Source organism: Bacteroidia bacterium, assembly GCA_033391075.1.
In the GTDB taxonomy this organism is placed as follows: domain Bacteria; phylum Bacteroidota; class Bacteroidia; order J057; family J057; genus JAWPMV01.
The window spans coordinates 621,895-646,142 of sequence record JAWPMV010000001.1; the positions used below are offsets into that span (position 1 = coordinate 621,895).

16 protein-coding genes are annotated in these 24,248 nt (G+C 42.6%); 14 read left to right on the plus strand and 2 right to left on the minus strand.

What is annotated here, in order from left to right; all coding sequences use genetic code 11:
- Positions 1–42: 42 nt before the first annotated feature.
- A complete protein-coding gene (locus R8P61_02445; GenBank protein ID MDW3645902.1) occupies positions 43–1,179 on the minus strand; it encodes an SPOR domain-containing protein in 1,137 nt (378 codons plus the stop codon).
- Positions 1,180–1,386: 207 nt separating this feature from the next.
- Between R8P61_02445 and R8P61_02450 the strand changes: the two genes are divergently transcribed.
- The 11 genes from R8P61_02450 (at position 1,387) to R8P61_02500 (ending at position 13,701) form a co-directional block, all read left to right on the plus strand.
- Positions 1,387–3,192 carry an ABC transporter ATP-binding protein gene (locus tag R8P61_02450; protein ID MDW3645903.1) on the plus strand — a complete coding sequence of 602 codons (1,806 nt, stop codon included), beginning with the start codon at positions 1,387–1,389 and terminating at the stop codon, positions 3,190–3,192.
- Between the two features lie 130 nt (positions 3,193–3,322).
- Positions 3,323–4,126, plus strand: a complete 804-nt coding sequence (locus R8P61_02455) for a DUF3108 domain-containing protein (protein MDW3645904.1) — start codon at positions 3,323–3,325, stop codon at positions 4,124–4,126.
- Between the two features lie 37 nt (positions 4,127–4,163).
- The gene (gene murB, locus R8P61_02460) at positions 4,164–5,180 is read left to right on the plus strand and encodes a UDP-N-acetylmuramate dehydrogenase (GenBank protein ID MDW3645905.1); all 1,017 of its coding nucleotides are present in this window, start codon (positions 4,164–4,166) and stop codon (positions 5,178–5,180) included.
- 496 nt (positions 5,181–5,676) lie between these two features.
- The gene (locus R8P61_02465; protein MDW3645906.1) at positions 5,677–5,943 is read left to right on the plus strand and encodes a DNA-binding protein; all 267 of its coding nucleotides are present in this window, start codon (positions 5,677–5,679) and stop codon (positions 5,941–5,943) included.
- Positions 5,944–6,535: 592 nt separating this feature from the next.
- Positions 6,536–7,648, plus strand: coding sequence for a glycosyltransferase (locus R8P61_02470; GenBank protein MDW3645907.1), 1,113 nt, complete (start codon positions 6,536–6,538; stop codon positions 7,646–7,648).
- Entirely contained in the window at positions 7,645–7,920 is a 276-nt protein-coding gene (locus R8P61_02475; protein ID MDW3645908.1) for a hypothetical protein, read from the plus strand. Before R8P61_02470 ends, R8P61_02475 begins: the two co-directional genes overlap by 4 nt.
- A gap of 24 nt (positions 7,921–7,944) precedes the next feature.
- Positions 7,945–9,048, plus strand: a complete 1,104-nt coding sequence (locus tag R8P61_02480) for an ABC transporter permease (protein ID MDW3645909.1) — start codon at positions 7,945–7,947, stop codon at positions 9,046–9,048.
- 24 nt (positions 9,049–9,072) lie between these two features.
- On the plus strand, positions 9,073–10,299 hold the full coding sequence (locus R8P61_02485) for a PP2C family protein-serine/threonine phosphatase (GenBank protein ID MDW3645910.1): 1,227 nt from the start codon (positions 9,073–9,075) through the stop codon (positions 10,297–10,299).
- A 102-nt stretch (positions 10,300–10,401) separates the two neighbouring features.
- On the plus strand, positions 10,402–11,796 hold the full coding sequence (locus tag R8P61_02490) for a nucleotide sugar dehydrogenase (protein MDW3645911.1): 1,395 nt from the start codon (positions 10,402–10,404) through the stop codon (positions 11,794–11,796).
- A gap of 151 nt (positions 11,797–11,947) precedes the next feature.
- On the plus strand, positions 11,948–12,940 hold the full coding sequence (locus R8P61_02495; protein ID MDW3645912.1) for a polyprenyl synthetase family protein: 993 nt from the start codon (positions 11,948–11,950) through the stop codon (positions 12,938–12,940).
- Between the two features lie 122 nt (positions 12,941–13,062).
- Positions 13,063–13,701, plus strand: coding sequence for a rhomboid family intramembrane serine protease (locus R8P61_02500; GenBank protein ID MDW3645913.1), 639 nt, complete (start codon positions 13,063–13,065; stop codon positions 13,699–13,701).
- A 60-nt stretch (positions 13,702–13,761) separates the two neighbouring features.
- On the opposite strand, the gene R8P61_02505 is transcribed toward R8P61_02500, so the two are convergent.
- Complete coding sequence (locus tag R8P61_02505) at positions 13,762–20,373, minus strand: Ig-like domain-containing protein (protein ID MDW3645914.1); 6,612 nt, start codon at positions 20,371–20,373, stop codon at positions 13,762–13,764.
- Between the two features lie 359 nt (positions 20,374–20,732).
- Between R8P61_02505 and R8P61_02510 the strand changes: the two genes are divergently transcribed.
- The 3 genes from R8P61_02510 (at position 20,733) to R8P61_02520 (ending at position 24,186) form a co-directional block, all read left to right on the plus strand.
- A complete protein-coding gene (locus tag R8P61_02510) occupies positions 20,733–22,568 on the plus strand; it encodes a UbiD family decarboxylase (protein MDW3645915.1) in 1,836 nt (611 codons plus the stop codon).
- Between the two features lie 698 nt (positions 22,569–23,266).
- Entirely contained in the window at positions 23,267–23,725 is a 459-nt protein-coding gene (locus R8P61_02515; protein MDW3645916.1) for a MarR family winged helix-turn-helix transcriptional regulator, read from the plus strand.
- Positions 23,726–23,760: 35 nt separating this feature from the next.
- Positions 23,761–24,186 carry a MarR family winged helix-turn-helix transcriptional regulator gene (locus R8P61_02520; protein MDW3645917.1) on the plus strand — a complete coding sequence of 142 codons (426 nt, stop codon included), beginning with the start codon at positions 23,761–23,763 and terminating at the stop codon, positions 24,184–24,186.
- Positions 24,187–24,248: the final 62 nt, after the last annotated feature.

Below are 24,248 nucleotides of genomic sequence, written 5' to 3' on the forward strand. Positions count from 1 at the left end.
TAGCGGTGGCCCTTTCTTGTTTGTTTGGATTTGGATAATTCTCTATCTCAGATACACCAGGAATCCTGCCTGTGTACCCGTTGCCGCTCTGTATTGTTCCTGAAAGGCTCTCGCCTCTGTTTCTGTTGTAAAAGGACCTACCTGAACTTTGTATAAGGCCTTGCCACTATTTTCTTCTTTGTTGATAAAGACATTCTTGCCGAATGTTTGTTGGAGGTATTCGACATGACTTCTCATGAAGTAACTCTGTTCGAAAGCTCCCGTTTGTATGCCGTAACCGTCAAAGCTGTTTCCATTTTCTTCCTTCATATCGGGAATAACTTCATAGCTACTGGCTTCTTCCTTTTCCTGCCAGTCAGGATTAATCAGTGCTAGCTCTGATACCCGTTCTTTCTCCGCATTAAATTCCTGGATGATATCTTTTCTCTGATGTGGAGCGCCTCCATCTACTTCTTCCTCAAAATCAAAACGCTGACTTACTACCGGATCCAGCTCTAAATAGGTTTCCTCTTTTACAAAATTTGAGGAAGTTGCCTGACTGGAATAAGTCTCCGGCTGAGCTTCTTCTCTTTGCTCCTGTAAATCTTCTATAATGATACCATCGGATTGCGATCCCATAATTCCTTCCCTTGCCGGCTGTGCATTTCCTTCGTAGTTCTGAACCTCAGCTTCTTCAAAAAAGAAGTCACCCAATTCCCTACGAGAGGTGCTGGACTCTCCATCTTCCTGCTGAATCTCTACTCTTCTACTGGCTCCTCTTTCTGGGAGGAAATTTTGTAATTGTTCATAAAGGGTTTCAGGACTTACAAATCCGCTAATCTCAGCTTGCTGCTTGCTGTACTCATCGAAAATGAGAAAGCTTGGCTTATTTACTTCAAAATCTACCGCTTTGTAGCGATCGCTTTTATGGGTCCAACTTTCGTCGATCTCATAAATCAAAAAATGCTGCTGGATCAGTTCTCCGAGTTTGCCATCCTGGAAGGTATAGTTTTCTATACCTTTACAGTCGTCATTTCCTTTAAAGGAAAAATAAAGAATATAAGGGCGGGATTCTTCAAAAGCTTCTTTACGAAGTTGGTCGAAACTTCCTTCATAAAAGGAGAAACTTCTGTAATTTAGGGCATGCGCCGAAATGCATAATGATAAGAGCGTAGGAAGAACGATTGCTGCGTATCTCATATCTGAGCGTGCTTGAGTTCCGACAGACGGAAAGCTCGATGAAAGGGCGAGTCTTTGTCTATCTGTTCACTCAAGTAGAGGAAAAATATTCCATAAACCAAATAATCAAATCTGTGTATCATTTTTGTGTTGTAAGATTTGAAATAGGGAATAACAATTCTCTGTATTAGCTTCCGTGAGATAAATTTATCTGTATCTTTGCTGCCGATGAGACCTTTGTTTGCCTTAAACACTTACATTTGGAAATACAAGTGGCACTTCTTGCTCGGTATTTTCTTCGTTACCTTATCCAATCTTTTTGCGATCTATCCGGCACAAATTATGCGTCGCGCCATTGACATGGTTGAGGACGTTTTGGGATTTTACGATCAGTTTAAAGGCTTTAAAATTACCGAGCACCTGGATGGTATGTTGGGTAGAAGTCTCTTGCTTTTTGCAGGCCTGGTGATCTCGGCGGCCCTTATCCGGGGATTGTTTCTTTTCCTGACCAGACAAACCCTAATCGTGATGTCAAGGCTGATAGAGTATGATTTGCGCAATGATATCTATGAGCACTTTCAGTCTCTTTCCCTTTCTTTTTACCGGAAGAACAGAACCGGTGATTTGATGGCTCGGATTACGGAGGATGTTTCACGTGTGCGGATGTATTTGGGGCCGGGAATTATGTATTCTATCAATACTATTACCCTCTTCGTAGTAGTTACCACTACGATGATCACAGTCAATCCTGAGCTTACATTTTACGCCTTCATTCCTCTTCCCTTTTTGAGTTATCTGATTTACTATGTGACTTCTATTATCCAGAAAAGAAGTGAGCGAATTCAGGAACAACTCTCGCGATTGACCACCATTTCACAAGAAATATTTTCAGGTATACGTGTAGTTAAAGCATATGTACAGGAGTTAGATTCTGCTAAAAAATTCTCGAACGAATCTGAGGTCTATAAGAAAAGATCTATGCATTTGGCGAGACTCGATGCTTTGTTCATGCCTTTGGTAAGTTTCCTTGTAGGCATGAGTGTAGTACTTACTATTTGGGTAGGTGGAGGAAAAGTGATCGGAGGGAGCTTGACGCTTGGCAACATTGCCGAGTTTATCATGTACATCAATCTCATCACCTGGCCGATAATCGCGATAGGATGGGTTACGACTTTGGTGCAAAGGGCAGCTGCCAGTCAAAAGCGGCTGAATGAACTGCTGGAACAACGCTCTGAAATTTTATTCCCCAAAGAAAGCAAAGGAATCGAAAAGGCTGAACTGGAATTTGAAGAAGTTTCCTTTACCTATAAAGAAACAGGCATACACGCACTCAATGATATCAGCTTTAAGTTGAAACCTGGACAGAAACTGGGGATCGTAGGACCTACCGGATCAGGGAAGTCCAGCCTTTGTGCGATGATTCCTCGTCTATTTGACATAGATCATGGCAAAATCATCCTGGATGGACAGGAGCTCCAGAAATACGAAAAGGACAAATTGCGTTCAGCTATCGGATATGCACCTCAGGATGTATTTCTCTTTTCCGACGATATCAGCAATAATGTGGCCTTTGGTAAACCGGATGCCAGTCAGGAGGAAATAGAACAGGCCACCCAATGGGCCTCTGTCTATGAGAATATCAAAGGTTTCCCGGAAGGTTTTAAGACATTGGTTGGGGAAAGAGGAGTAACCCTTTCTGGTGGACAGAAGCAAAGAATATCCATTGCCCGTGCCTGGATCAGACTTCCCAAATTGCTCATCATGGATGATGTGCTTTCGGCAGTTGATACCCGAACGGAAGAAACGGTCCTTCGCCATCTCAAGAACTTTAGAAAAGAACATCCGGAAGTTGCCGTCATTATGGTGGCCCACAGAATCTCCTGTATTCAGGATGCTGATCAGATTCTGGTCCTGGAAGAAGGAAAGATTACAGAGGCTGGAACCCATGATCAATTGCTGGAAAAAGACGGCTACTATGCACGTATATATGAAAAGCAATTGCTGGAATCAGAAAGCCAGCCTAAAGGCCATTGAGACAGATTTTTAACATAAATTCAACATATTCCGAAGAATTTACGTTCTAAAAGAGGTAAATACGTTTGGAAAGGAAACAAAGGGGCCAATCAATATCCAACCTGCACTGAAACCAGGAAATCGATTAGCAATGAAAAATCTTATCACCTCCTTTCTTCTGATCTCCCTCATGCTTCTTGTTGAGGCCTCCTATGGCCAGCGAATGCGCAAGATGCATAATGATACCTTTCGTCCCGGGGAATTTTTGAAATACAGGGTACATTATGGTTTGATTACCGCCGGATATGCGACTGTGAAAGTGGGTAATCGTATGGTCAGAGAAAAAGACCGTCCCTGTTATCATATTGTCGTAGAGAATTATACAACCTCCACCTTTGATGTTTTTTATAAGGTCAGGGATAAATATGAATCCTATTTTGATCAGGATGCTCTGCTCTCTCTGAGGTTCAATCGCTATATAGAAGAAGGCAAGTTTATCAGTTATACAGAAACTCATTTCGACCACCTCTCTCGTAAGGCTCGTTATATCAACAATAAAAAGCAGGTTAGCTATTATTCCATCCCGAACAACATACAGGATGTGATTTCAGCTTTCTACTATGCAAGGACCCGTTATGATAATCAGGAGATGAAAATTGGAGATCGCATTTCTTTGCAAAACTTCATCGACCGTAAGACGGTAGCCCTTCAAGCCGAATTGAAAAAGCGAGAAGTAATCAAAGTAGAAGGAGTAAAATACAAGGCCCTCAAATTTAATTTGTTGATAGAAGAAGCCGGTATGGTTACTGATAACAGCAAGATCGAATTCTGGATCACAGATGACGAGAATAAAATCCCCATCCGCATCAAAAGTGATCTTCCCATAGGTTCGCTCAAGGCAGATCTGGTTGAAAGCAAAAATCTGCTTCATCCTTTGAGTGCCGCTAAAGATTGAGCATCTTTGCCTTCCTTAATTTGGAAGCCTTTTTCACATGCCCCATCTCAAAAGTCAGGTAGATCTTAGCTCATACAATACCTTTGGAATAAAGGCCCATGCCCGCTATTGGATAGAGATCATGAATGAAGTGGAGGCGCGTGAATTTCTGATCGATAATATGCGCAATCCTTCTGAACTCTTTATCCTGGGAGGAGGAAGCAATATTCTGATTCGGGGAGATTTGGATAAAGTGGTTCTGAAGAATAATATTTTGGGAAAGGAACTCATCAGGGAAGAGGGAGATGATATATATGTTCGGTTTGGGGCAGGGGAAAATTGGCACGAATGTGTCATGCATTGTGTTGAGAATGGATGGGCAGGGATTGAAAACCTGAGTCTCATCCCCGGAACTATAGGAGCCGCTCCCATTCAAAATATTGGAGCTTATGGCGTGGAGTTGAAAGATGTCTTTGTTTCTCTCGAAGCTATGGATATTCGAACAGGCATCCTTCGAAGTTTTAACAAGGAGGAATGTAAGTTTGGCTATAGAGATAGCATTTTCAAGGGCTCCGCTAAAGGCAAATACCTGATTACAGGGGTTATACTTAAGCTTTCTCATTCAGCCCGTCTAAACAGTTCCTATGGAGCCCTGGAAGTTGAGCTGAAGCAAATGGGCGTTCAGGATCCCGGGATCAAAGAATTGAGTCAGGCTGTGATCAACATTCGCCAATCCAAACTCCCTGATCCAAAAGAAATCGGAAATGCAGGTAGTTTCTTTAAGAATCCCGTAATCAGTAGAGAAGCCTTTGCCCAAATTCAGCAATCCTATCCTCAGGCTCCTCATTATCCGCAGGAAGAGGGAGTGAAAGTTCCGGCTGGCTGGTTGATCCAAATGTGTGGATGGAAAGGAAAGCGCTTTGGTACCTATGGGGTACATGAAAAGCAGGCCCTGGTTTTGGTAAATTTTGGAGGGGCAGATGGAAATGAGCTTTATGAACTATCCGAAAAAATACTCCAATCCGTACATGAGAAGTTTGGAATCAGCCTGATTCGGGAGGTCAATGTGATTTAAGGAAGAAAGATCAAATCCAGGTATCAAGCTCGCATTCAGATGAAGGGTACATCCTAAAGGAGCTATTAGCTGGAAATTCTACAGATAGGGATGCCAATATCTTTATGCAATCGGATTCCTGGAAAGTCGCTGATAAGCTAAAGGGGCAAGGCCAATCGAAAAATAAAATTGTGGAAAAGAATTTTTGACACATCCCGGCTAAAGCTTACGTAGCAAAAATCTTGGGCAGAACAGAAAAGAAAGCAGGTTTTCTTCTATTTGATTTTTTTCGAAAAATTGGAATGCCTTACAAAGAGAATCGATTACTGCCATAAGTACTTGGTTTTCTGCATTTTTTTCCAGACATTATAAACTAATAACCGCATTTCGGGACCAATTAAAAATCATTCAGAGCTCTTTGTTTTGATGAGGGTATACACGTATTCTTACGTGGACCCGGGACGCTACTAACTCTATTATCCATTCCAAGTCATTATTTAAAAAAAATTATGTAGTTATGACATTAACCTTCAATGAACTTCGCCGCATTAAGGACCGTCTACCTGACGGAAGTATGAAGAAAATTGCAAAAGAATTGAATTTGTCAGTTGAAACTGTACGCAACTACTTTGGCGGCACTCATTACTCTCAAGGAAGACCAACCGGTTTCCACCTTGAGCCCGGACCCGACGGGGGAGTAGTTCTATTAGATGACACCCAGATCTTAGAAATGGCACAGGCAATGCTTGGAGAGACTCCAGCTACTGCTAGTGCCAGCAGTTAAAGACACTCTTAAGAAAATTTTAGAATAACAGGTATGAACAGCTGAATTCATACCTGTTTTTTTATGTGCTTTTTTGAACGTGTTCATGTGTTCATGTGTTCATGTGTTCATGTGTTCATGTGTTCTCGGGTTCAGGAGGGAGAGGTGTTTTTTGTTGTTGTACGGCAGTTAGCATTCAACCACAACACCAAAACACTTTTAGAATTCTGAACAAGGAATGGAGATTAAGAAAGGATTCGTGATTTACTTAGTATCCCTAAAACCCTTTCGGGGCAAGCCCCATTTCGCTTAATGCTTGATTAATGGAAATGTGCGGCAGTCCTTTCACCCTCAGGCTGTGCGGGTGCGAAAAAAGGGAAAAGGGCCAGGAGCGGAAGGGTTCACAAAGCAATACAGCGCAGCTGTCATTGCGAGGTCAAAACCTGACCGAAGCGATCTCCTTCCCCCAGATATATTTTTAGAGGTCAAGGGGATTGCTTTCCCGATGATCGAGATCGTACAGACTTGGGCTGACAAAGGTTTTTGTCAGCCCAAGTATTAATTCTCTCTCCCACTAATTTGCAATCCCGCTTTTTATTTTTCTTTTTCCCGCATGCAAATTCTGCTACTCATTTGTAGTATCTGTTTGCTGCTTTACCTCTGCTTTGTCCTGTGGAGCAGCTGGAATTTCTCTCGCGGACCTATAGCGGAGAAGCCTCCACAACATTTGGAGCCTTTGCTGAGCGTGCTGATCCCTGCCAGAAATGAAGAAGCGCAAATTGAATCCTGCCTGAAAAGTATCCTGGAACAAGTATGTTCGGCCCGCATAGAAGTCTTATTGATAGATGATCATTCTACGGATCGAACACGACTACTTGCTGAGGCAATGAGGCATGAGTATCCTCAGTTAAGAATCCAGAACTCCGAAGGGAATGGAAAGAAAGCTGCATTAGCTAGTGGGATTAAGGCTGCCAAAGGGAGCATTATTTTTCAAATAGATGCCGATTGTCGGGTAGGAAAGAAATGGATGGAAAGTATGTGGGCTTATTTTGAAGCGGGGGCTGATTTTGTCTCAGGCCCGGTCGCTCTGGAATCAGAAACTCCTTTTCAAACTATGCAGGCATTGGAGTCTATGGGACTAGTAGTCTTCGGAGCAGGTTTTCTCATAGGAGGCAGACCGAATATGGCCAATGGAGCAAATATGGCATATCGAAAAGAGGTATTCGAAGAAATACAAGGCTATGAGGGCATTGACCATGTTGCTTCGGGAGATGACGAACTCCTATTGCAAAAGATAAGACTGGCTGGCAAGTATAAGATAAGCTTTTGCAAAAAGCCGGAAGCTATTGTTCGCACTACGGCTCCAAAAAACTGGAAGGACTTCAAGGCTCAGCGCATTCGTTGGGTGAGTAAATCTCGCGCTTATTTACATAAAGGCCCCAATTTGATTCAGGGCATTGCTTATTTGGGCTTCCTGACGTTTCCCCTCTTACTCGTCGCTTCTTTTCAGGATATTCGCTACTTATATCTGGCAAGTCTCTACTTTCTGATCAAGCTGTGTATAGATCTTATAATCATGCTTCAGGCTGCTCGATTTTTTCATAACTTGCACATGTTACGCTGGTTTCTGCCATTGACTTTTCTCTACATACCCTATGTAATCTGGATCGGAATGGCGGGTATCCTGGCAAAAAGCTATAGCTGGAAAGGAAGGAATGTATCATGAACAATGAACTCACAGAGCTACAATTTCAAATTCTGGATTCTGTTTATTTTGTCGAAAGCTTTGACCATATCGTGGAAGAAGCAATGGAGTCTACTGCCGTGGTCAAGGATGAGCTACGGACTATGATTGACCGGGGCCTGATTCAGGTCATGATGTTTGATAAGGGCAAAGGAGATTTTGTAAGAACCAGCATTTTTGATGCTGATAATATGCAGGAATATTCCTTTCTGGCGACCAAGGATGGATTGTTGAAACACAATGGCTTTCGCTAAGTAATGCTTAGATAAAGGAGAACTATGGATAGTCCCCGCCAGCTTGCCTGGAAAAAGTATAAAAAGAATCCTACGGCCCTTTTCGGCCTGGGCTACTTTTTCCTGTGCCTCATTCTGGCAATCTTTGGCTATCTCTTCAGTCCGGATTCTACTCCCTATGCAAATCGCCAAATCCTGGAGCTTGCCAAGAAAGCGCCAGGAACACGAGCCTGGATTCTAAAGCTGCCACAAGAAGAAGGGGAGGAAAGTGGATTGCTGGCTCGCATGTTTGTAGGGGCAAAGGCCAACTACCGGCCAATTGCAATTCAAGGCTTGGAAAGTATATCCTTGGATGGGGATCGATTGAGCTACACCAATTATGGAGGAGGGGAATTTGATCTGGCTTTATCAGAATTTGGATTGGATGCGGCGAGCTTTGACCGAAATAGTTTTCTGGAACAATATGCAGAGGAACTCTTCTTTTTTCTGGGGACGGATGGCTTTGGTCGAGATCTTTGGAGCAGGATTCTGTTGGGAACCCGAATCAGTTTGACGGTAGGGCTGCTGGCAGTGAGTTTAAGCTTGCTGATCGGGATTGTCCTGGGAAGTTTTGCTGGCTACTTTGGGGGCTGGGTAGATCGTGTCATTATGTGGTTGATTTCAGTGATGTGGTCATTACCGACTTTGCTGCTGGCCCTTTTAATTAGTTTTTTATTAGGAAAAGGTTTTTGGCAGGTCTGTATAGCTATCGGTATTTCTATGTGGGTAGAAGTAGCGCGTATTGTTCGGGGGCAAATTCTGAGTGTGAGGGAGCTACAATACACAGAAGCTGCCAGAGCATTAGGATTTAAAGACCTCAGGATTATGTTTCGCCATGTCCTCCCCAATGTGATCAGTCCGATAATTGTGGTTGCTGTCGCTAATTTTGGTTCTGCGGTCTTGATTGAGTCGGGATTGAGTTTCTTGGGGATAGGAGTAGAGGTACCAATTCCCAGTTGGGGGAGCATGATTGCCGAAGGATATACCTATATTGTTTTTTCTACGGGTAAATGGTTAGCTTTCTTCCCGGGAATAGCATTAATATTGCTTGTGGTTAGTATCAATCTGATTGGAATAGGGTTGAGAGATGCTTTAGATGTAAATATATAAGACAATTTGCTTCCAGAAATGTACATGGAGAACGCATATAATACCAATGATCCGAAGAAGCTGCTTGAATTGAAGCGGATGGAATCAGATGCTATGCTGGATGTATTGAGGAGTATCAACAATGATAACCTTAACATCAAACAGCTATGCATGATCGTTAGGAATGTCCTTCGTGCGCAGATAGGAGTAAGGAAAATGGTCTTCTTTTATGAATATGAAGGGCTTTGGAAAGAGGGAATGCGTCTGGGTTTTGATCATTTTGAACAAGATGCGGTAGACGAACTTCTGGATATTGATAAAATTACGGCTATTGATGCGGCCTCCTTCCCTGAATTGTTTAAACATAAAGTTGAATATATCATCCCTTTCATCAATCGGGGAGATACCCATGCTTTTTTTGCGATTGCAGACTTTGCGGATACAGAGGTAGAAGCAGAAGGGGATTTGATCTTTATTGAATCAATGGGAACGATCCTTTCAGTTGCCATTCGAAATAAAGAGCTTTTCAAGGAAAAGATGGAGCAGGAGTTTATCCGGAAAGAACTGGAAGTAGCTGAAACCATTCAGCGGCAGTTGCTGATTTCGGATTTTCATCGCTTCAAAGAGATAAATGTTTTCGGATTAAATATTCCGCATCACGGCATAGGAGGCGACTATTATGACGTGATCAAAAAGCAAAAAGGAACCACCTTTGTTTGTATTGCTGATGTTTCGGGTAAAGGTATAGGAGCTGCTTTATTGATGTCCAATCTACAGGCTAACCTCAGGGCCCTCGTTGCCCAAACAGATGATATCCGGGAAATTGTTGTTGAGCTGAATAAAGTTCTTTTCAATGTGACTACCGGAGAAAAATTTGTAACCCTTTTCCTCGGAAAAATCAACAGCTTTGAAAATACCCTCACCTATATAAATGCTGGTCATAATTACCCCATTTTCATAGGTGCAAAAGAAAATCAGCGACTAGATAAAGGCTGTACAATTCTGGGGATCATGCCTGAACTTGAACCTGAGAGTCATAGCTTCTCCTACGAAAAAAATGATATCTTATTTATGTTTACCGATGGGGTAACTGAACAACATAATCCCCAGGAAGAAATGTTTGGGAGTGAACGTGCAAAAGAACTTGTAAGAAAACATAAGAATAATTCCGCCGGGGAAATAATAGAATCCATGCTAGAAGCGTTGGAAGAGTTTGCAGAGACGCAAGTAACTACCGATGACCTTACCATGTTATGTGTTAAATTTTTGTAAGAATCGTAAATTATTTACAAGTAAAACATGTTTATTTAGGGCTAGTTCTTTCGTAATCCCAGACAAAACTGAATTTTTCCTTATTAACCTTTCATCCCACCCATGAGATTATTCCGCGAAGATTTATTATCAGGCGTACAGGGCCTGGCTACAGAACTCATTGAAAAAATCGGCACAAAAAAGGCCAAAATTGGTATCGTTGGCCTGGGCTATGTAGGTATGCCTATAGCCCTGGAATTTTGCAAAAGAGGCTTTGCATGTAAAGGGGTAGATGTCTCAAAACAAAAAGTTGACAGCCTCAATGAGGGCATAAATTTTATAGAAGATCTCGATGATCAGGAAGTGGCTGAAATGGTGGGAATTGGTCTACTGAGTGCCTCCACAGATTATAATTTTCTGGCTGATACAGATGTGATTTTTATCGCTGTACCAACCCCCTTCAATTTGAACAAAGAGCCCGATATCAGCTATATTATTGCTGCGGGAGAAGGTGTTTCTCAAATCCTGAGACAAGGCCAATTGGTGATCCTGAAAAGTACCACCTTTCCGGGAACCACAGAAGATTATCTTTTACCAGAACTGGAAAAGTCTGGTCTGAATCCTGGCTCTGACTTCTTTCTGGCTTTTAGCCCAGAACGAGTGGATCCCGGAAATAAAGTTTTCCATACAGGCAATACTCCTATTGTTGTAGGAGGTATGGAAGAAACCAGTTCGGTTTTGGCTGGCTTTGTCAACAATCAAATCATCGAAAAGGTGTACCTGGTAGACAATCCTAAAGTTGCCGAACTGGAGAAGTTATTGGAAAATATTTTCAGAAGTGTAAATATAGCCCTTGTCAATGAGCTGGCTTTGCTCTGCGAAAGAATGGGAGGGATCAATGTTTGGGAAGTGATCGAATCAGCTAGTACGAAGCCTTTTGGGTATATGAAATTTACGCCTGGACCTGGGGTAGGGGGGCATTGTATTCCGATCGACCCTTATTATCTGTCCTGGTTGGCGAGAGAATATGATTTTGAAACAAAATTTATTACTCTGGCAGCCAATGTAAATGAAAGCATGCCCTATCATGTGGCGCAGCAGGTTATCCGAGAGATCGCCCGCCAACCGATTGCGCTTGATGAAGCCAAAGTGCTCGTATTGGGGGTTTCCTTTAAGAAAAATGTAAAAGATCTCAGGCATTCACCTTCTGAAGCAATTATCTATCGATTGATCGAAGAAGGTATAGAAAATATAGATATCAGTGATCCCTGGGCTCCTGAATATGAAGTTTCCGGTAAGACCTTTTATTCGGTGGACCTTGATCCCGAAACCCTTGCCTCCTATTCTGTGGTAGTTATGGTGACAGATCACGATGATTTTGATATTCCTTATATCGTCAAGCACTCCCAGGCTGTCATTGATACCCGAAATATGACACGTGATGTAGTTGAAGGAAGAGAAAAAATAAAACTTCTGGGGCATACTCCTCCACGCCCAAAGTTGATCCCCCAGCATTAGATTGATAGGGGGAGAATAGGAGGAAATAAAAGAGACCGATGTTCAGGCAAGGACATCGGTCTCTTTGCTTTAAACAGAAAAGCTATTTTGTTAAAAAAAGAACAAAATCCTCACTTAGGGGTTAAGAGATTTTCTATATTTGCCAGCCACTATGAAGAAATCCACCTTCCTGATGCATTCACACGAATCTCTCAAGAATCTGATAGAATCTCATTTTGCAAATTTTCCCTTTGATTCTCTCAGTCCCCAAAATTTGTATGAACCCATGTCCTATATCCTCAAAATGAAGGGGAAAAGGATACGACCCATATTGACCCTCATGGCCTATAAAGCAGTATCGGGGGATGAGATTGATCGTGCCCTGAATCTGGCAAGCGGAGTAGAGCTTTTTCATAATTTCACCCTGATGCATGACGACATCATGGACAAAGCACCCGTTCGTAGGGGTAAGCCGACAGTTCATAAGGTTTGGAATACGGATATCGCCATCCTGAGTGGAGATGCCATGTTTGCCTATTCTATGGGACTGATTATGCAGGGATTTGAGCAAAGAGCTGCTCAATTGGGATTGGAGTTTTCCAAGGTTGCTATGGAGGTCTGTGAAGGGCAAATGGAAGACATGGATTTCGAGGAAAGAAATGATGTTACCATTCCGGAATATCTGGAGATGATCCGGAAAAAGACAGCTGCCCTGCTTGGGGGTTGTATGAGTCTGGGTGCAATTGCCGGAGGAGCAGATGACCGAATCGTAAAGCTTTTCAGGGCTTTTGGTGAAAGTCTGGGGATCGGATTTCAATTGCAGGACGATCTGATGGATGCTTTTCCTCCCGAAGGTTTTGGGAAACAGGTAGGTGGTGATATTCTGGTAAATAAGAAAACCTTTCTTGTACTTAAAGCCCTTGAATTGGCAGAAGGGAAAGAAAAGACTGAGCTTGAATTTTTACTTTCTACCCCTGAAGATCATCCCGATAAAGTAGAAAAGGTCTTGACTATCTTCCGTAAGCTGGACATAGAAAATCATACCGCTATCCTGATCAAAAAGTACTTTGATGAAGCTCGAACCATGAGTAAAGAATTAGGCGATTTGACTGATTTTGAAGCCTTAAAAGAATATTTGCAGAGTATTTTCAAGCGCAAGCTCTAGTCCTTTATACAGAATATAAGCCTTTATTCCCACCTGATTTTTTGTGATAGGTTTAAATACTTATTGATTTCGGTAATATTACTGGATTGTTTTATTTGATGATTAAAATATTCCAGTAGCTTATGCCATATGAATACATTCTCTATGCTCCAGTTGCCCTGGTCATTTTTATCCTGACCATTGGTCTTAGTATTTGGGCATTATTGAATGAAGATTTTAAGGACAAACTTTTGCTCATTCCCTATGACATGCTCATGTATAAGGAGTACTGGAGGTTGTTGACAAGTGGTTTTATCCATGGAAACCCCCTCCACCTAAGCATGAATATTGTCAGTTTTTATTTCTTTGCTTTCATTCTGGAACATAGAATAGGACATTGGCAGTTTCTTGTGTTATATATCCTGGGAATGCTTATCAGTAATATAGCAACCAGCATTCGCTATAAGAACGATACTTCTTTTGAAGGGAGTTTAGGAGCATCAGGAGCTATTAGTGCCATTATCCTGAGTGCAGTCATCGTTAATCCTTACTTAAATTTTGGCCTACCTATTCTGACTGATCTATTCCCGGTTCTACAACTGCCTGGATATATTATTGCCATTATTTTCCTGATTTACAGTTTGGCCAACAGCTTTAGAACCACTCAAATGCAAATCAATCATGTTGCGCATTTCTGGGGAGCCTTTAGTGGGATTTTCTTGACTTTTATGATTAAACCCAAGGTTGTTGATATTCTCCACGGCTTTATCACCATGATGTAAAAAAGGCGCGGCCGCATCAGAAGATACGGCCGCTGTATATAATAAAACCGGGTAGAATTATTACTCAAGGAATAGTCGCTGAGCAGTCATTACCTCTCCACTATAGAGGTGTACATAGTACAGGCCTCTTCCCCATTTCTCCACATTTAACTGCAGCATACCGGAACGCTCATCGGAACCAGGTTTGTGTACATAGATGAGTTGTCCTACGTGATTGAGGATTCTAATCTCATCAACCTGAGAACCGGAGGTCCAGTCAAGGTTTAATTCATTGGCAACAGGATTCGGATATGCATTGAGGTAAACCGCATCAGTATCTTCTACTTTCAGCTCAGCTACCTGACTATATGCATGACTTCCATCTATGTCCACCATTTTGATACGATAGTAAACCGTATTGTACTCAAGGAGGGTAACATTCTCATCCAGATACTGATAAGCTCTTGGAGTGAGGCTGTTTCCTGCTGAAGCACTGATGCCTACTTGCTCGAAAGTTCCACCATCAGCAGAGCGCTCGATTTCGAAATACTTGCTGTTTACTTCCTGGCTGGTTGTCCAGATAAGTTTTGCATCCGGCCCGTTTTGTTCAACGGATAAACTGCTAACCAAATCAGCTGGACGATTAATAGGATTGGTGAATACTGTGATATAAACAGTTGCTCTTGAGCAACCCTGAGGATCACAGGCTTCATATACAAACTTATCCATACCCGTAAATCCAGGTGCAGGTGTATAAGAGAATAGGCCATTCTTCACATTGAAAGAATTCATCATTCCACTGAGAGGTGGTTCAACGAGATTATAAATAGCATTTCCTCCATTCGTATTTACGTCATTTATGGCTACACTCCAACGAACCTCCTGGGTCATACCGGTTACTACAGCATCATCCATAGCAATCGGTTGTCCATTGAGACCTGTATTGCTGGATCTTACATGTAGGATTACTTTGCCGATATCATATTTGGCAGGATTTCCATTGTCGAGGATTTTGTAAGAGAATTCATCTCTTCCTATAAATCCTCTGGCGGGTGTATATGTAACACTTCCATTATCATTGTAAACTACGCTGCCATGTAGCGGAGCCTGATTTGGTTCAGGATTGCTGAGAGGATTGCCGTTTACATCGAAATCATTGTTTGCTACAAAAAGATCGACTGACTTATTTTCCTCTACAGCCATTACATCAGCATTGGCTATCGGAGCAGCATTCTCTGTGAGATTTCCTTCTGCCAGTACTTCAATGAATACAATAGCTTCAGAACAGATAGGAGGACAGAGGTTGATGTTGCAAACTCTGTAAGTAAACTCATCTTCTCCTATGAATCCTGGATTAGGAATATAGGTATAAGAACCATCGGCAGCTATTGTTACTGTTCCATCAGAGGGTCCGTTAACCAGAACTGTATCTACTTCGAGGGTTCCTCCAAATGGGTCAGTATCATTGGTCAGTACATTGCCCGTTACACTGCTGTCTTGAACGACATTGTTGAAGTCATCCAAAGCCAGTGGACCTGGACACTGAGTTACCTGTGCCTGAACACCATTTGTGTTGAGGTCTCCACATACATTCAAGCCGATCAGGGCATCTACATCAGAAATAGTGCTAGTACCAAATATGATTGAACTCAAGTCGACATAGTCGGGGCTTGAAGGATTCGTATCAATCACCATTGAATGCATGGTGTAAACACCAATTTGAGAAGCCTGGAAGCTCGGACTTAAACTACTATCGATGACTACATTGCCAGGCAGGCTAGTCAGGAAGTAAACCACTGTGAATCCAGGAGGAACTACTTCTGTTCCATCCAACTCTGCAGTAATGTTTGCTGCGGTACCTACTATACAAATCTCAAGGCAGGTATCTCTCAATACCAGGTTTCCTGCATTTGCGCTACAATTAAATAAGTAGGTGCCTGCATCCCAGCTCAGGTCAGATACTCCAGAAGTAAAGGTATTCAAGATAGTTTCTCCTGTAGCTGGATCCGGATCAGAATCAATATTGTCATCGCTTCCCTGATCCTGGCGAGAGATTACAAAACCGCTCGGAAGGCTGGAAGAAACAAATCTTATACTATAATCTCCTCCACGAGCTGCAAACTCATAGAGGCCGTTGGGATCTGTTGTTTCTGTAGCGACTACTGCGCCACTGGCATCGAGCAACTCAACGTTTACTCCGGAGATTCCATTCTCTCCAATATCCTGTATGCCATTTCTATTTGCATCTTCAAACACATAGTCTCCAATGATGGCGCAGGCCTGGAAATTGACCTGAGCAGTATCAGAACTGCTACATCCATTGGTAGTATCCGTTACGACGAGGGTATATACACCATTTGCTGAAACAAATGGGCTTTGTGCGTTTGAAGTAAATCCAGCAGGACCTGTCCAGGAGAAACTTACACTATCTGTGGTGGTCGCGCCAATCAGTTGTACTGAATCAGCACAAACTACATTTACAACACTTGCTTCCACATCTTCTGGTATGGCAATGTCTTCCAATACATTGGTAGTTACTACTGTTGAACATCCTGTTGCAGGATTGGTAACTGTCAGGATATAGGTTCCTGCCTGAGTAGCGTTTGGATTCTGAGCGGTTGAAGTAAATCCATTTGGACCTGCCCATGAATATGCTGCATTTGGAGTGGAAGACGATCCTGTGAGCTGTACGCTTTGTACCGCACAGGTCAGCGTTCCACCTGTTGCAGAAGCATCCGGTAGGTTAATATCTTCTGTTACCTGGGCAGTATCGATTGATATACATCCATTCACAGGATTTACAATCGTCAGGATATAAGTTCCGGCTGTATTTACTGTGGGGTTTTGTGCCCTGGAGGTAAATCCGTTTGGCCCTGCCCAGAAGTAACTCACACCAGCTGTCGAAGAATTCCCCTGAAGTTGTACAGTATTTTGGGTACAAGTCAGGGTGGCTCCGGTTGCTTGAGCACCCGGAAGAGCACGGTCTTCGATCACAATCACATCCAGACTGGCAGTACATCCATTTACAGGATTTGTTACCGTAAGGGTATAAGTTCCTGCGGCAGATACTGTCGGATTTTGATCCGTGGAAGTAAATCCATTAGGACCGCTCCAACTGTAGCTTACGCCAGGCGTTGTAGAGTTTCCGCTCAATTGTGCTGTAGGACTGATACAGTTGATTGTGTCCGTAGCTGCACTAATATTGGGAGCGGTAATATCTTCTGTTACGGTCGCAGTTGCTGAAGAGCTACATCCTGTAGCAGGATTTATAACCGTTACAACATAAGCTCCTGCTGCACTTACGACAGGGTTTTGATCTGTTGAAGTAAAACCATTTGGACCTGTCCAGCTAAAGTTAACTCCATTTGTACCTGAACTCGCTCCAATTTGGACGTTTGTCAGAACACAAGTCAATTGTCCACCGTTAACCTGAACGCCGGGAGCAGCCGTGCTATCCAAAACGATTGCCGTGGCAGATGCTGTACAACCATTTGTAGGATTAGTTACTGTCAGCATATATGAGCCAGCAGCATTTACGCTTGGATTTTGCTGCGTTGAGCTAAAACCATTAGGCCCTGTCCAGCTATATGTTACCCCAGCAGTGGTAGAATTCCCACCTAGCTGTACATTAGGATTATCACAAGTGATGGCTCCTCCGGTCGCACTTACATCCGGTACATCCGCATCCTGAATGACCTGTGCTGTTGCAACAGATTCACATCCATTGTTAGGATCAATAACTGTCAGGTTATAAGTCCCCGGGGAATTTACAATTGGGTTCTGTTGTGAAGAACCAAAGCCATTAGGGCCGGTCCATCTAAACAGGACACCTGCAGTACCCGAATTGCCACTGATCTGGATGCTGGGATTATTACAGCTTAGGGTTCCTCCGATAGCAGTCGCACCGGGAGGAGTCAAATTCTCATCAACAGTAGCCGTATCCAAAGAAGTACAACCACTAATAGTATTGGTAACTAATAAGATATAACTACCGGGCAGGCTTACCTGAGGATCTTCATCTGTAGAAGTGAATCCATTAGGTCCTGTCCAACTATAGCTTACGCCAAATACTCCTGCAGAACCGTTCAGAGTAACTGTTGGGAAATCGCAATTGATTGTGCCACCAACAGCTAAAGCACCAGGCTCTGCAGTATCTTCTATAACAATTGCTGTTGCGGTAGAAGTACAGCCGCTAGCCGGATTTGTAACAGTCAATACATAAGTTCCTGAATCTGCAACCAGGGGACTTTGGATACTAGCAGTAAATCCATTAGGTCCTGTCCAGCTAAACTGAACACCTGGAAAAGGAGAATCTCCCATGATTTGAACGGCGCGATTTATACAAGAGGTGATAACATTTCCAATTGCTGTCGCTCCCGGAACGCTTGTATTCATATTTACCGTAGTCGAAGCGGATGAGCTACAACCATTGGCTGGATTTGTAACGATGAGCGTATACGTACCGGCAACACTCACTACTGGATTGGAAATACTGGAGGTAAATCCATTAGGTCCAGTCCAGCTATAGGTAATTCCAGTAGTCTGTGAATTTCCAACTAATTGAACCGTATTATTAATACAGGTGATGTCTCCTCCTGTAACTGTTACACCGGGGAGATTTGCATCTTCATCAACCAGAGCTGTATCCGAGGCAGTACAGATACCGGAAGCATCCGTTACTGTTAAGGTGTAAACCCCTGCGGTAGATACGCTTGGATTTTGTTGTGTGGAAGTGAATCCGCCAGGTCCAGCCCAACTATATGTTACGCCAGCTGCGGTGCTTGAACCACTGAGTTGAACGTTGCTCACTGTACAAGTGATCGTTCCTCCACTAGCTAAGGCATCAACATTTCCTCCCGATCCTTGTACCATGGCTGTATCAGTTGCGGTACATCCACTTTGAGGATTGGTAACAGTCAGGGTATAAGTTCCTGCCAGATTGACGATAGGGTTTTGTTGATTTGAAGTAAACCCATTAGGACCTGTCCAGGAATAGCTAACTCCAGCAGTCGTTGAACTTCCGCTGAGTTGCAAATTGCTTGTTCCACAATTTAGGTTCCCGCCTGTAGCAACAGCAACAGGAAGAGAAGTGTCTTCGCTTACCAGGGCAGTATCAGCACCGGTACAAACTCCTCCTGCCGCAGAGACAGTCAAGGTGTATATACCTGCTACACTTACACTTGGATTCTGTTGGGCAGAAGTGAAGCCATTAGGTCCTGTCCAGCTATAGCTTACTCCGCTGGAAGTACTGCTGCCGGAAAGCTGCACATTTGGACTGCTACAACTAATTGTGCCACCCATGGCAGTTGCATCCACGTTTCCTCCTGTTCCGCTTACCAGAGCGGTATCAGAAGAAGTACATCCATTTTGAGGATTGCTTACGGTCAGGGTATAAACGCCATTCGCAGAAACGCTTGGGTTTTGCTGATTAGAGGTAAAACCATTAGGACCCGTCCAGGAATAACTTACTCCCGCAGTATTAGAAGAGCCGGTAAGTTGAGCTGTTCCAGAAGTACAATTCAAAATGCCTCCACTTGCCATTGCTCCCGGAGGACTCACATCTTCCGAGACCAGGGCTGTATCCGATACGCTACAAAATCCACTTGCATCTGTTACAGTCAGGGTATAAATACCGGCTGTAGAAACTGTGGGGTTCTGCTGAGTAGAGCTAAAACCATTAGGTCCGCTCCAGTTATATCTAAGGCCAGTACCACTAGCTATTCCGTTCAACTGAACATTTGGATTGCTACAAGTAATACTACCACCATTTGCTATTGCTGTGATATTGTTTCCACTTCCACTTACTAAAGCAGTATCTGATGCGGTACATCCATTGGTTGTGTCTGTGATAACCAGGGTATAAATGCCTGGATCTGTTGCTGAAGGACCGGGGGAAGTAGAAGAAAATCCGTTAGGACCTGTCCAGTTATATAAGACAGATGCCGGAGTAACGATTGCTGAAAGATGTGCAGGGCCAGAAGCACAAGATACATGACCTCCATGGGCTTCAACCGTAGGATCTTTCTTTAACTCTAGTACACCAATCTGATCGCTTGATTGGCAACCTGTACGAGGATCGGTTACAGTAAGTACAAAGGTGCCTTCGTGGTAGGTGTAGGGATTTTGCTGATTTGAAGAATAGTTCCAGGGACCTGTCCATGAATAGGTAACGCCCGCAGTTGGGGAGCTTCCCATAAGTTGTACGCTATCCACTACACAGGTAATGATTCCTCCTCCTGATGCTGTGGCGCCAGGTAAAGGATTGACAGTTTTCGTGACTACATTGCTGGAATACCAGCTTGTACAGGTGGATCTTTTCGCCCTCCTTCTATACTCGGTGGTTTCGAGAATAGTACCGGGATTGTACCCCCGATTTATGGCTCCACTTATATCTGTCCATGCTCCTCCAGCAGTTCTGGACTGCCATTGGTACATGATATATCCTCCAGAGCCGCCATAGGCACTATTGGAATTGGAGATCCAGGTAGGATTGTAGCTTCCGCATTTTGTCTGATTCCCGGAAATATATCCTGCGCTACCGATATTGTAGCATTGGGAATAAGAAGCATTTGGAAACATAAACCCAAATAGACCCAGAAAAATAAGGCTTAGCTTGAAGCTGGACCTTATTGGAACGGAACTGGAAATTTGGAGCTTGGTTCTAAATAAACTAGGTAGAGTATAAAAGGTCATGTAAGAACTATTTTAACGCCAAATGATCCGGATGATTAAACCGGAAACAAGTAAACCTGGAGGCACGTATGCCTTCAAGTCATATCAATCGTGTTTGAATGGATTTGGGTTAAAAAAAAGGTGATCAAATACCCCTTCACAAATATTGTCAGATATTTTAGATATATCAAATATTTGAAAGAATTTAATTTCCCTATTATTCACATACATAAAACATGCCTAAATTGCCCCAAAATCAATAAAAATCTGGCTTTTTGTGTGCTTAGCTAAAATTAGTGTTTGAGTGGTGAAGGAAAATTTTTCGAACCAGAAAAGCGAAGTATTAGTTAAGTTTAATGAATACCATACAATTGTGAACCTTGAAGTACAAAAGTCTTAAATCCTGCGTCAATGATCTGGAAAAAAATGGTCACTTGATGCGAATAAAAGAAGAAATCGATCCCTATCTGGAAATGGCAGAAATACAGCGAAGGCTGTATGAAGTTCGTGGACCTGCCGTACTTTTCGAAAATGTAAAAGGAAGTCCTTTCCCTGCAGTCTGTAACTTATTTGGTACAGCTGAGCGATCAAACTTCATTTTTCGATCGACAATTAAACAGGTGAAACGTATCGTTGCAGCAAAAGCAGATCCCAAAAGTCTTCTGGCTTATCCCTGGGCCTTACCGGCTATTGGACTGGCGGCAAGTAAAGCTCTTCCGCTGAAATCCTGGTTCAAGGCTCCGGTGCTGCATGGGCAAACTCAATTGGATAAGTTGCCTCAACTGCATTCCTGGCCAATGGATGGAGGGGCTTATATAACCTTGCCCCAGGTTTATACTGAAGATCCGGATGCTCCTGGTGTTATGAAGTCAAATGTGGGGATGTACAGGATACAGATTTCAGGGAATGAGTTTATCCCGAATGAAGAACTAGGACTTCACTATCAGATTCATCGAGGGATAGGGGTTCATCATAGTCGAGCTGCTGCAAAAGGAGAAAGACTTAAGGTAAGTATATTCGTTGGGGGGCCACCAGCACACAGCTTTGGCGCGGTAATGCCTTTGCCTGAGGGGCTTTCTGAATTGATGTTCTCCGGCATGTTTGCCGGGCGGAATTTTCGCTATACCCGTAGAAATGGACATACTCTGTCTTCAGATGCAGACTTTTGTATAGTAGGGAGTATAGATCCTACAGAAACCAAAGGCGAAGGACCATTTGGAGATCACTTGGGTTACTATAGCCTTAAACATGATTTTCCTTTGATGAAAGTAGAAGCTGTCTATCATAGAAAGGATGCCATTTGGCCATTCACTGTAGTAGGCAGGCCTCCACAAGAAGATACCAGCTTTGGCGCACTTATTCACGAGGTAACTGAAGCCATGGTTCCGGTTTCTGTACCCGGACTCTCTGCTATGCATGCGGTAGATGCAGCAGGAGTGCATCCCTTGCTTCTTGCTATAGGACATGAAAGATATGTGCCTTATAAAAGCCGGGAACCCCAGGAAATCCTGACCGTCGCAAATGCCGTTCTCGGATTTGGTCAGGCTTCTTTAGCTAAATATCTTTTAATAGCAGCTAAGGAAGATAAGCCGAATCTGGACATTCACGATATCCCCGCTTTTCTGCAACATATCCTTGAAAGGATCGATCTGCGAAGAGACCTCCACTTTCAAACCCGAACTACTATGGATACTCTGGATTATTCGGGGATGGGCTTAAATCAAGGTTCGAAATTGGTGATAGCAGCTGCAGGTGAAAAGAAACGGAAACTTGGAAGTAATTTGCCTCAAAACTTTAGCTTACCCTCTTCCTTCTCTGATCCCCGTATCGTTATGCCTGGGATATTAGCTGTGAAAAGTGGAGCTTTTAGCAGCTATGAAGAAGCAGCCGTTGAAATGAAAAAGCTGGAAACCCATTTAGCTAATGTAGGAGAGATAGAGGGCCTTCCGCTGATTGTGGTTGTGGACGATAGCGAATTTACAGCAGCCAAACTCAACAATTTTCTCTGGGTTTGTTTTACCCGCTCCAATCCATCCCACGATATTTATGGAGTCAATCAATCCTTTATCCATAAACATTGGGGCTGTGATAATAACCTTATCATTGATGCTAGAATAAAGCCTCATCACGCTCCCCCTTTGATCGAAGATCCTGAAATCAGCCGAAAAGTAGATCAATTAGCTACTAAGGGAGGTCCATTTGAGGGTATTTTTTAAAGAAAATACCGGTTTTCCATGATTTTTTCAAGAAAAGGGAAAATTCGGAGAAAAGCCTTAAACAGAGTTCCAAAAAATAGGCTACTCGTTTTCTATAGTAGAGCATCTGAAAATCGATGGCTTATCCTCCTTTTTGGCTTTCTTATTCGGTCTTCTGAGTCATTGAGGTGATATTTTTACTTGGAATCCCATTTTTTTTCAATTCTCCGAAAAGAAATTCTTATGCGAAATATCTGGATTTTGTCTTTTTATTTTTCCCTCATTTTTATCCAAACAGCCTTCCAAAATACTTCATTTTTTTTACTTCATTTTTGAGCTATATCGAAAGGAGATATCCATGTTTTTCGAATGTATGCTTCAATGTATAATCTCAAAATGAGGAATATACACATGTGGAATATACCTCTTGTGAGAATGCTCGAATTCAGGGGGGGGGTAGTATCTTGGATAAATATTTATTATACTGATAATCAATGTTTTGTGCGTATTTTTATTTATATCTGTATTCCGTAGGAAGTAGTAGATCATTTTATGAAAAACAGGCCGAAATATTCGATTTTAGAATTAAATATGTGAGATTTTGGCCGGGCTTGTAAATTTCTTCCGCCCTGCGGGCTATTTGAAAATATATAGCGTAAATCGTAATATTGTGTATATCACATTATATAATTTTCGAACCAAATCATTTACTCCTGACTATGGAAAGGCAGGTTAATAAACCAGCATGGAATGCTCCTTCATTTGAGGAAAGTTTGCTTAGACTGAGAACTGTTCACTGGCATCAACAGGACTTTGTACGAAAGAGGTATAAACTTAAACCCGATGAATTCAATATCATCTTGCATTTGTTGAAAAACAAGGAGCAGAGAATGAGAGATCTGGGAGACAGATTTCAAATCAAACTAAGTACACTGACCAGCATGGTTGATAAAATTGAGCAAGCGAGATATGTCAAGAGGCAAAACTCTACCCAGGACCGCAGAGTAGTATATCTTCAATTGACTGAAAAAGGGAAAAGATTGTGCGATAACTATTTTACGTACTTAAAAGAAATCTCCTCCCAAATGAGAAAGGTGTTGAATGAAGATCAGCTCAGTGTATTTATAGAAGGTACCAAACGCCTCGAAGAATCTATCAAGTTATCCGGAGGTTTCTAACAGATAGAAGCCGGTAATCCTAGAAATTAAAAGCCGTGAACGATTATACGCTCGAAAGCAGTTTAAGCCTATTGCATCAAATTTTTAGAAACCGCAAATCCTTCATAGAAAAGAAGTATAAGATCAATGCCTTTGAAATGGACCTGATCATATTTCTGGAGTTTGTTGGGGTAGAGAAAATGAAAGAAATCGCTGAATATTTCAGGATGAAACTTTCTACCCTAACCAATGCGATAGATAAATCAGAACAAAAAGGTATTCTAAAAAGAAACTATTCCAGAACGGACCGCCGGATTGTCAAGCTAAAAGTGACTGCCAAAGGAAGGCGTCTGTATCAACAGTATCAGGAAGATCTTAAATTGATCGCGTCCCGGATGACTGAGAATTGGAGTGATAAAGAAATCGCTGATTTTGAAAGCTGCCTGAAAAGTATGCAAGACCTGGAGTATGAGATTGAGTAAGTGAATTTATCCCTTTTAGGCTATATTTCCTTTCCAAGCTTACCAATACACTTTGTCCCGCT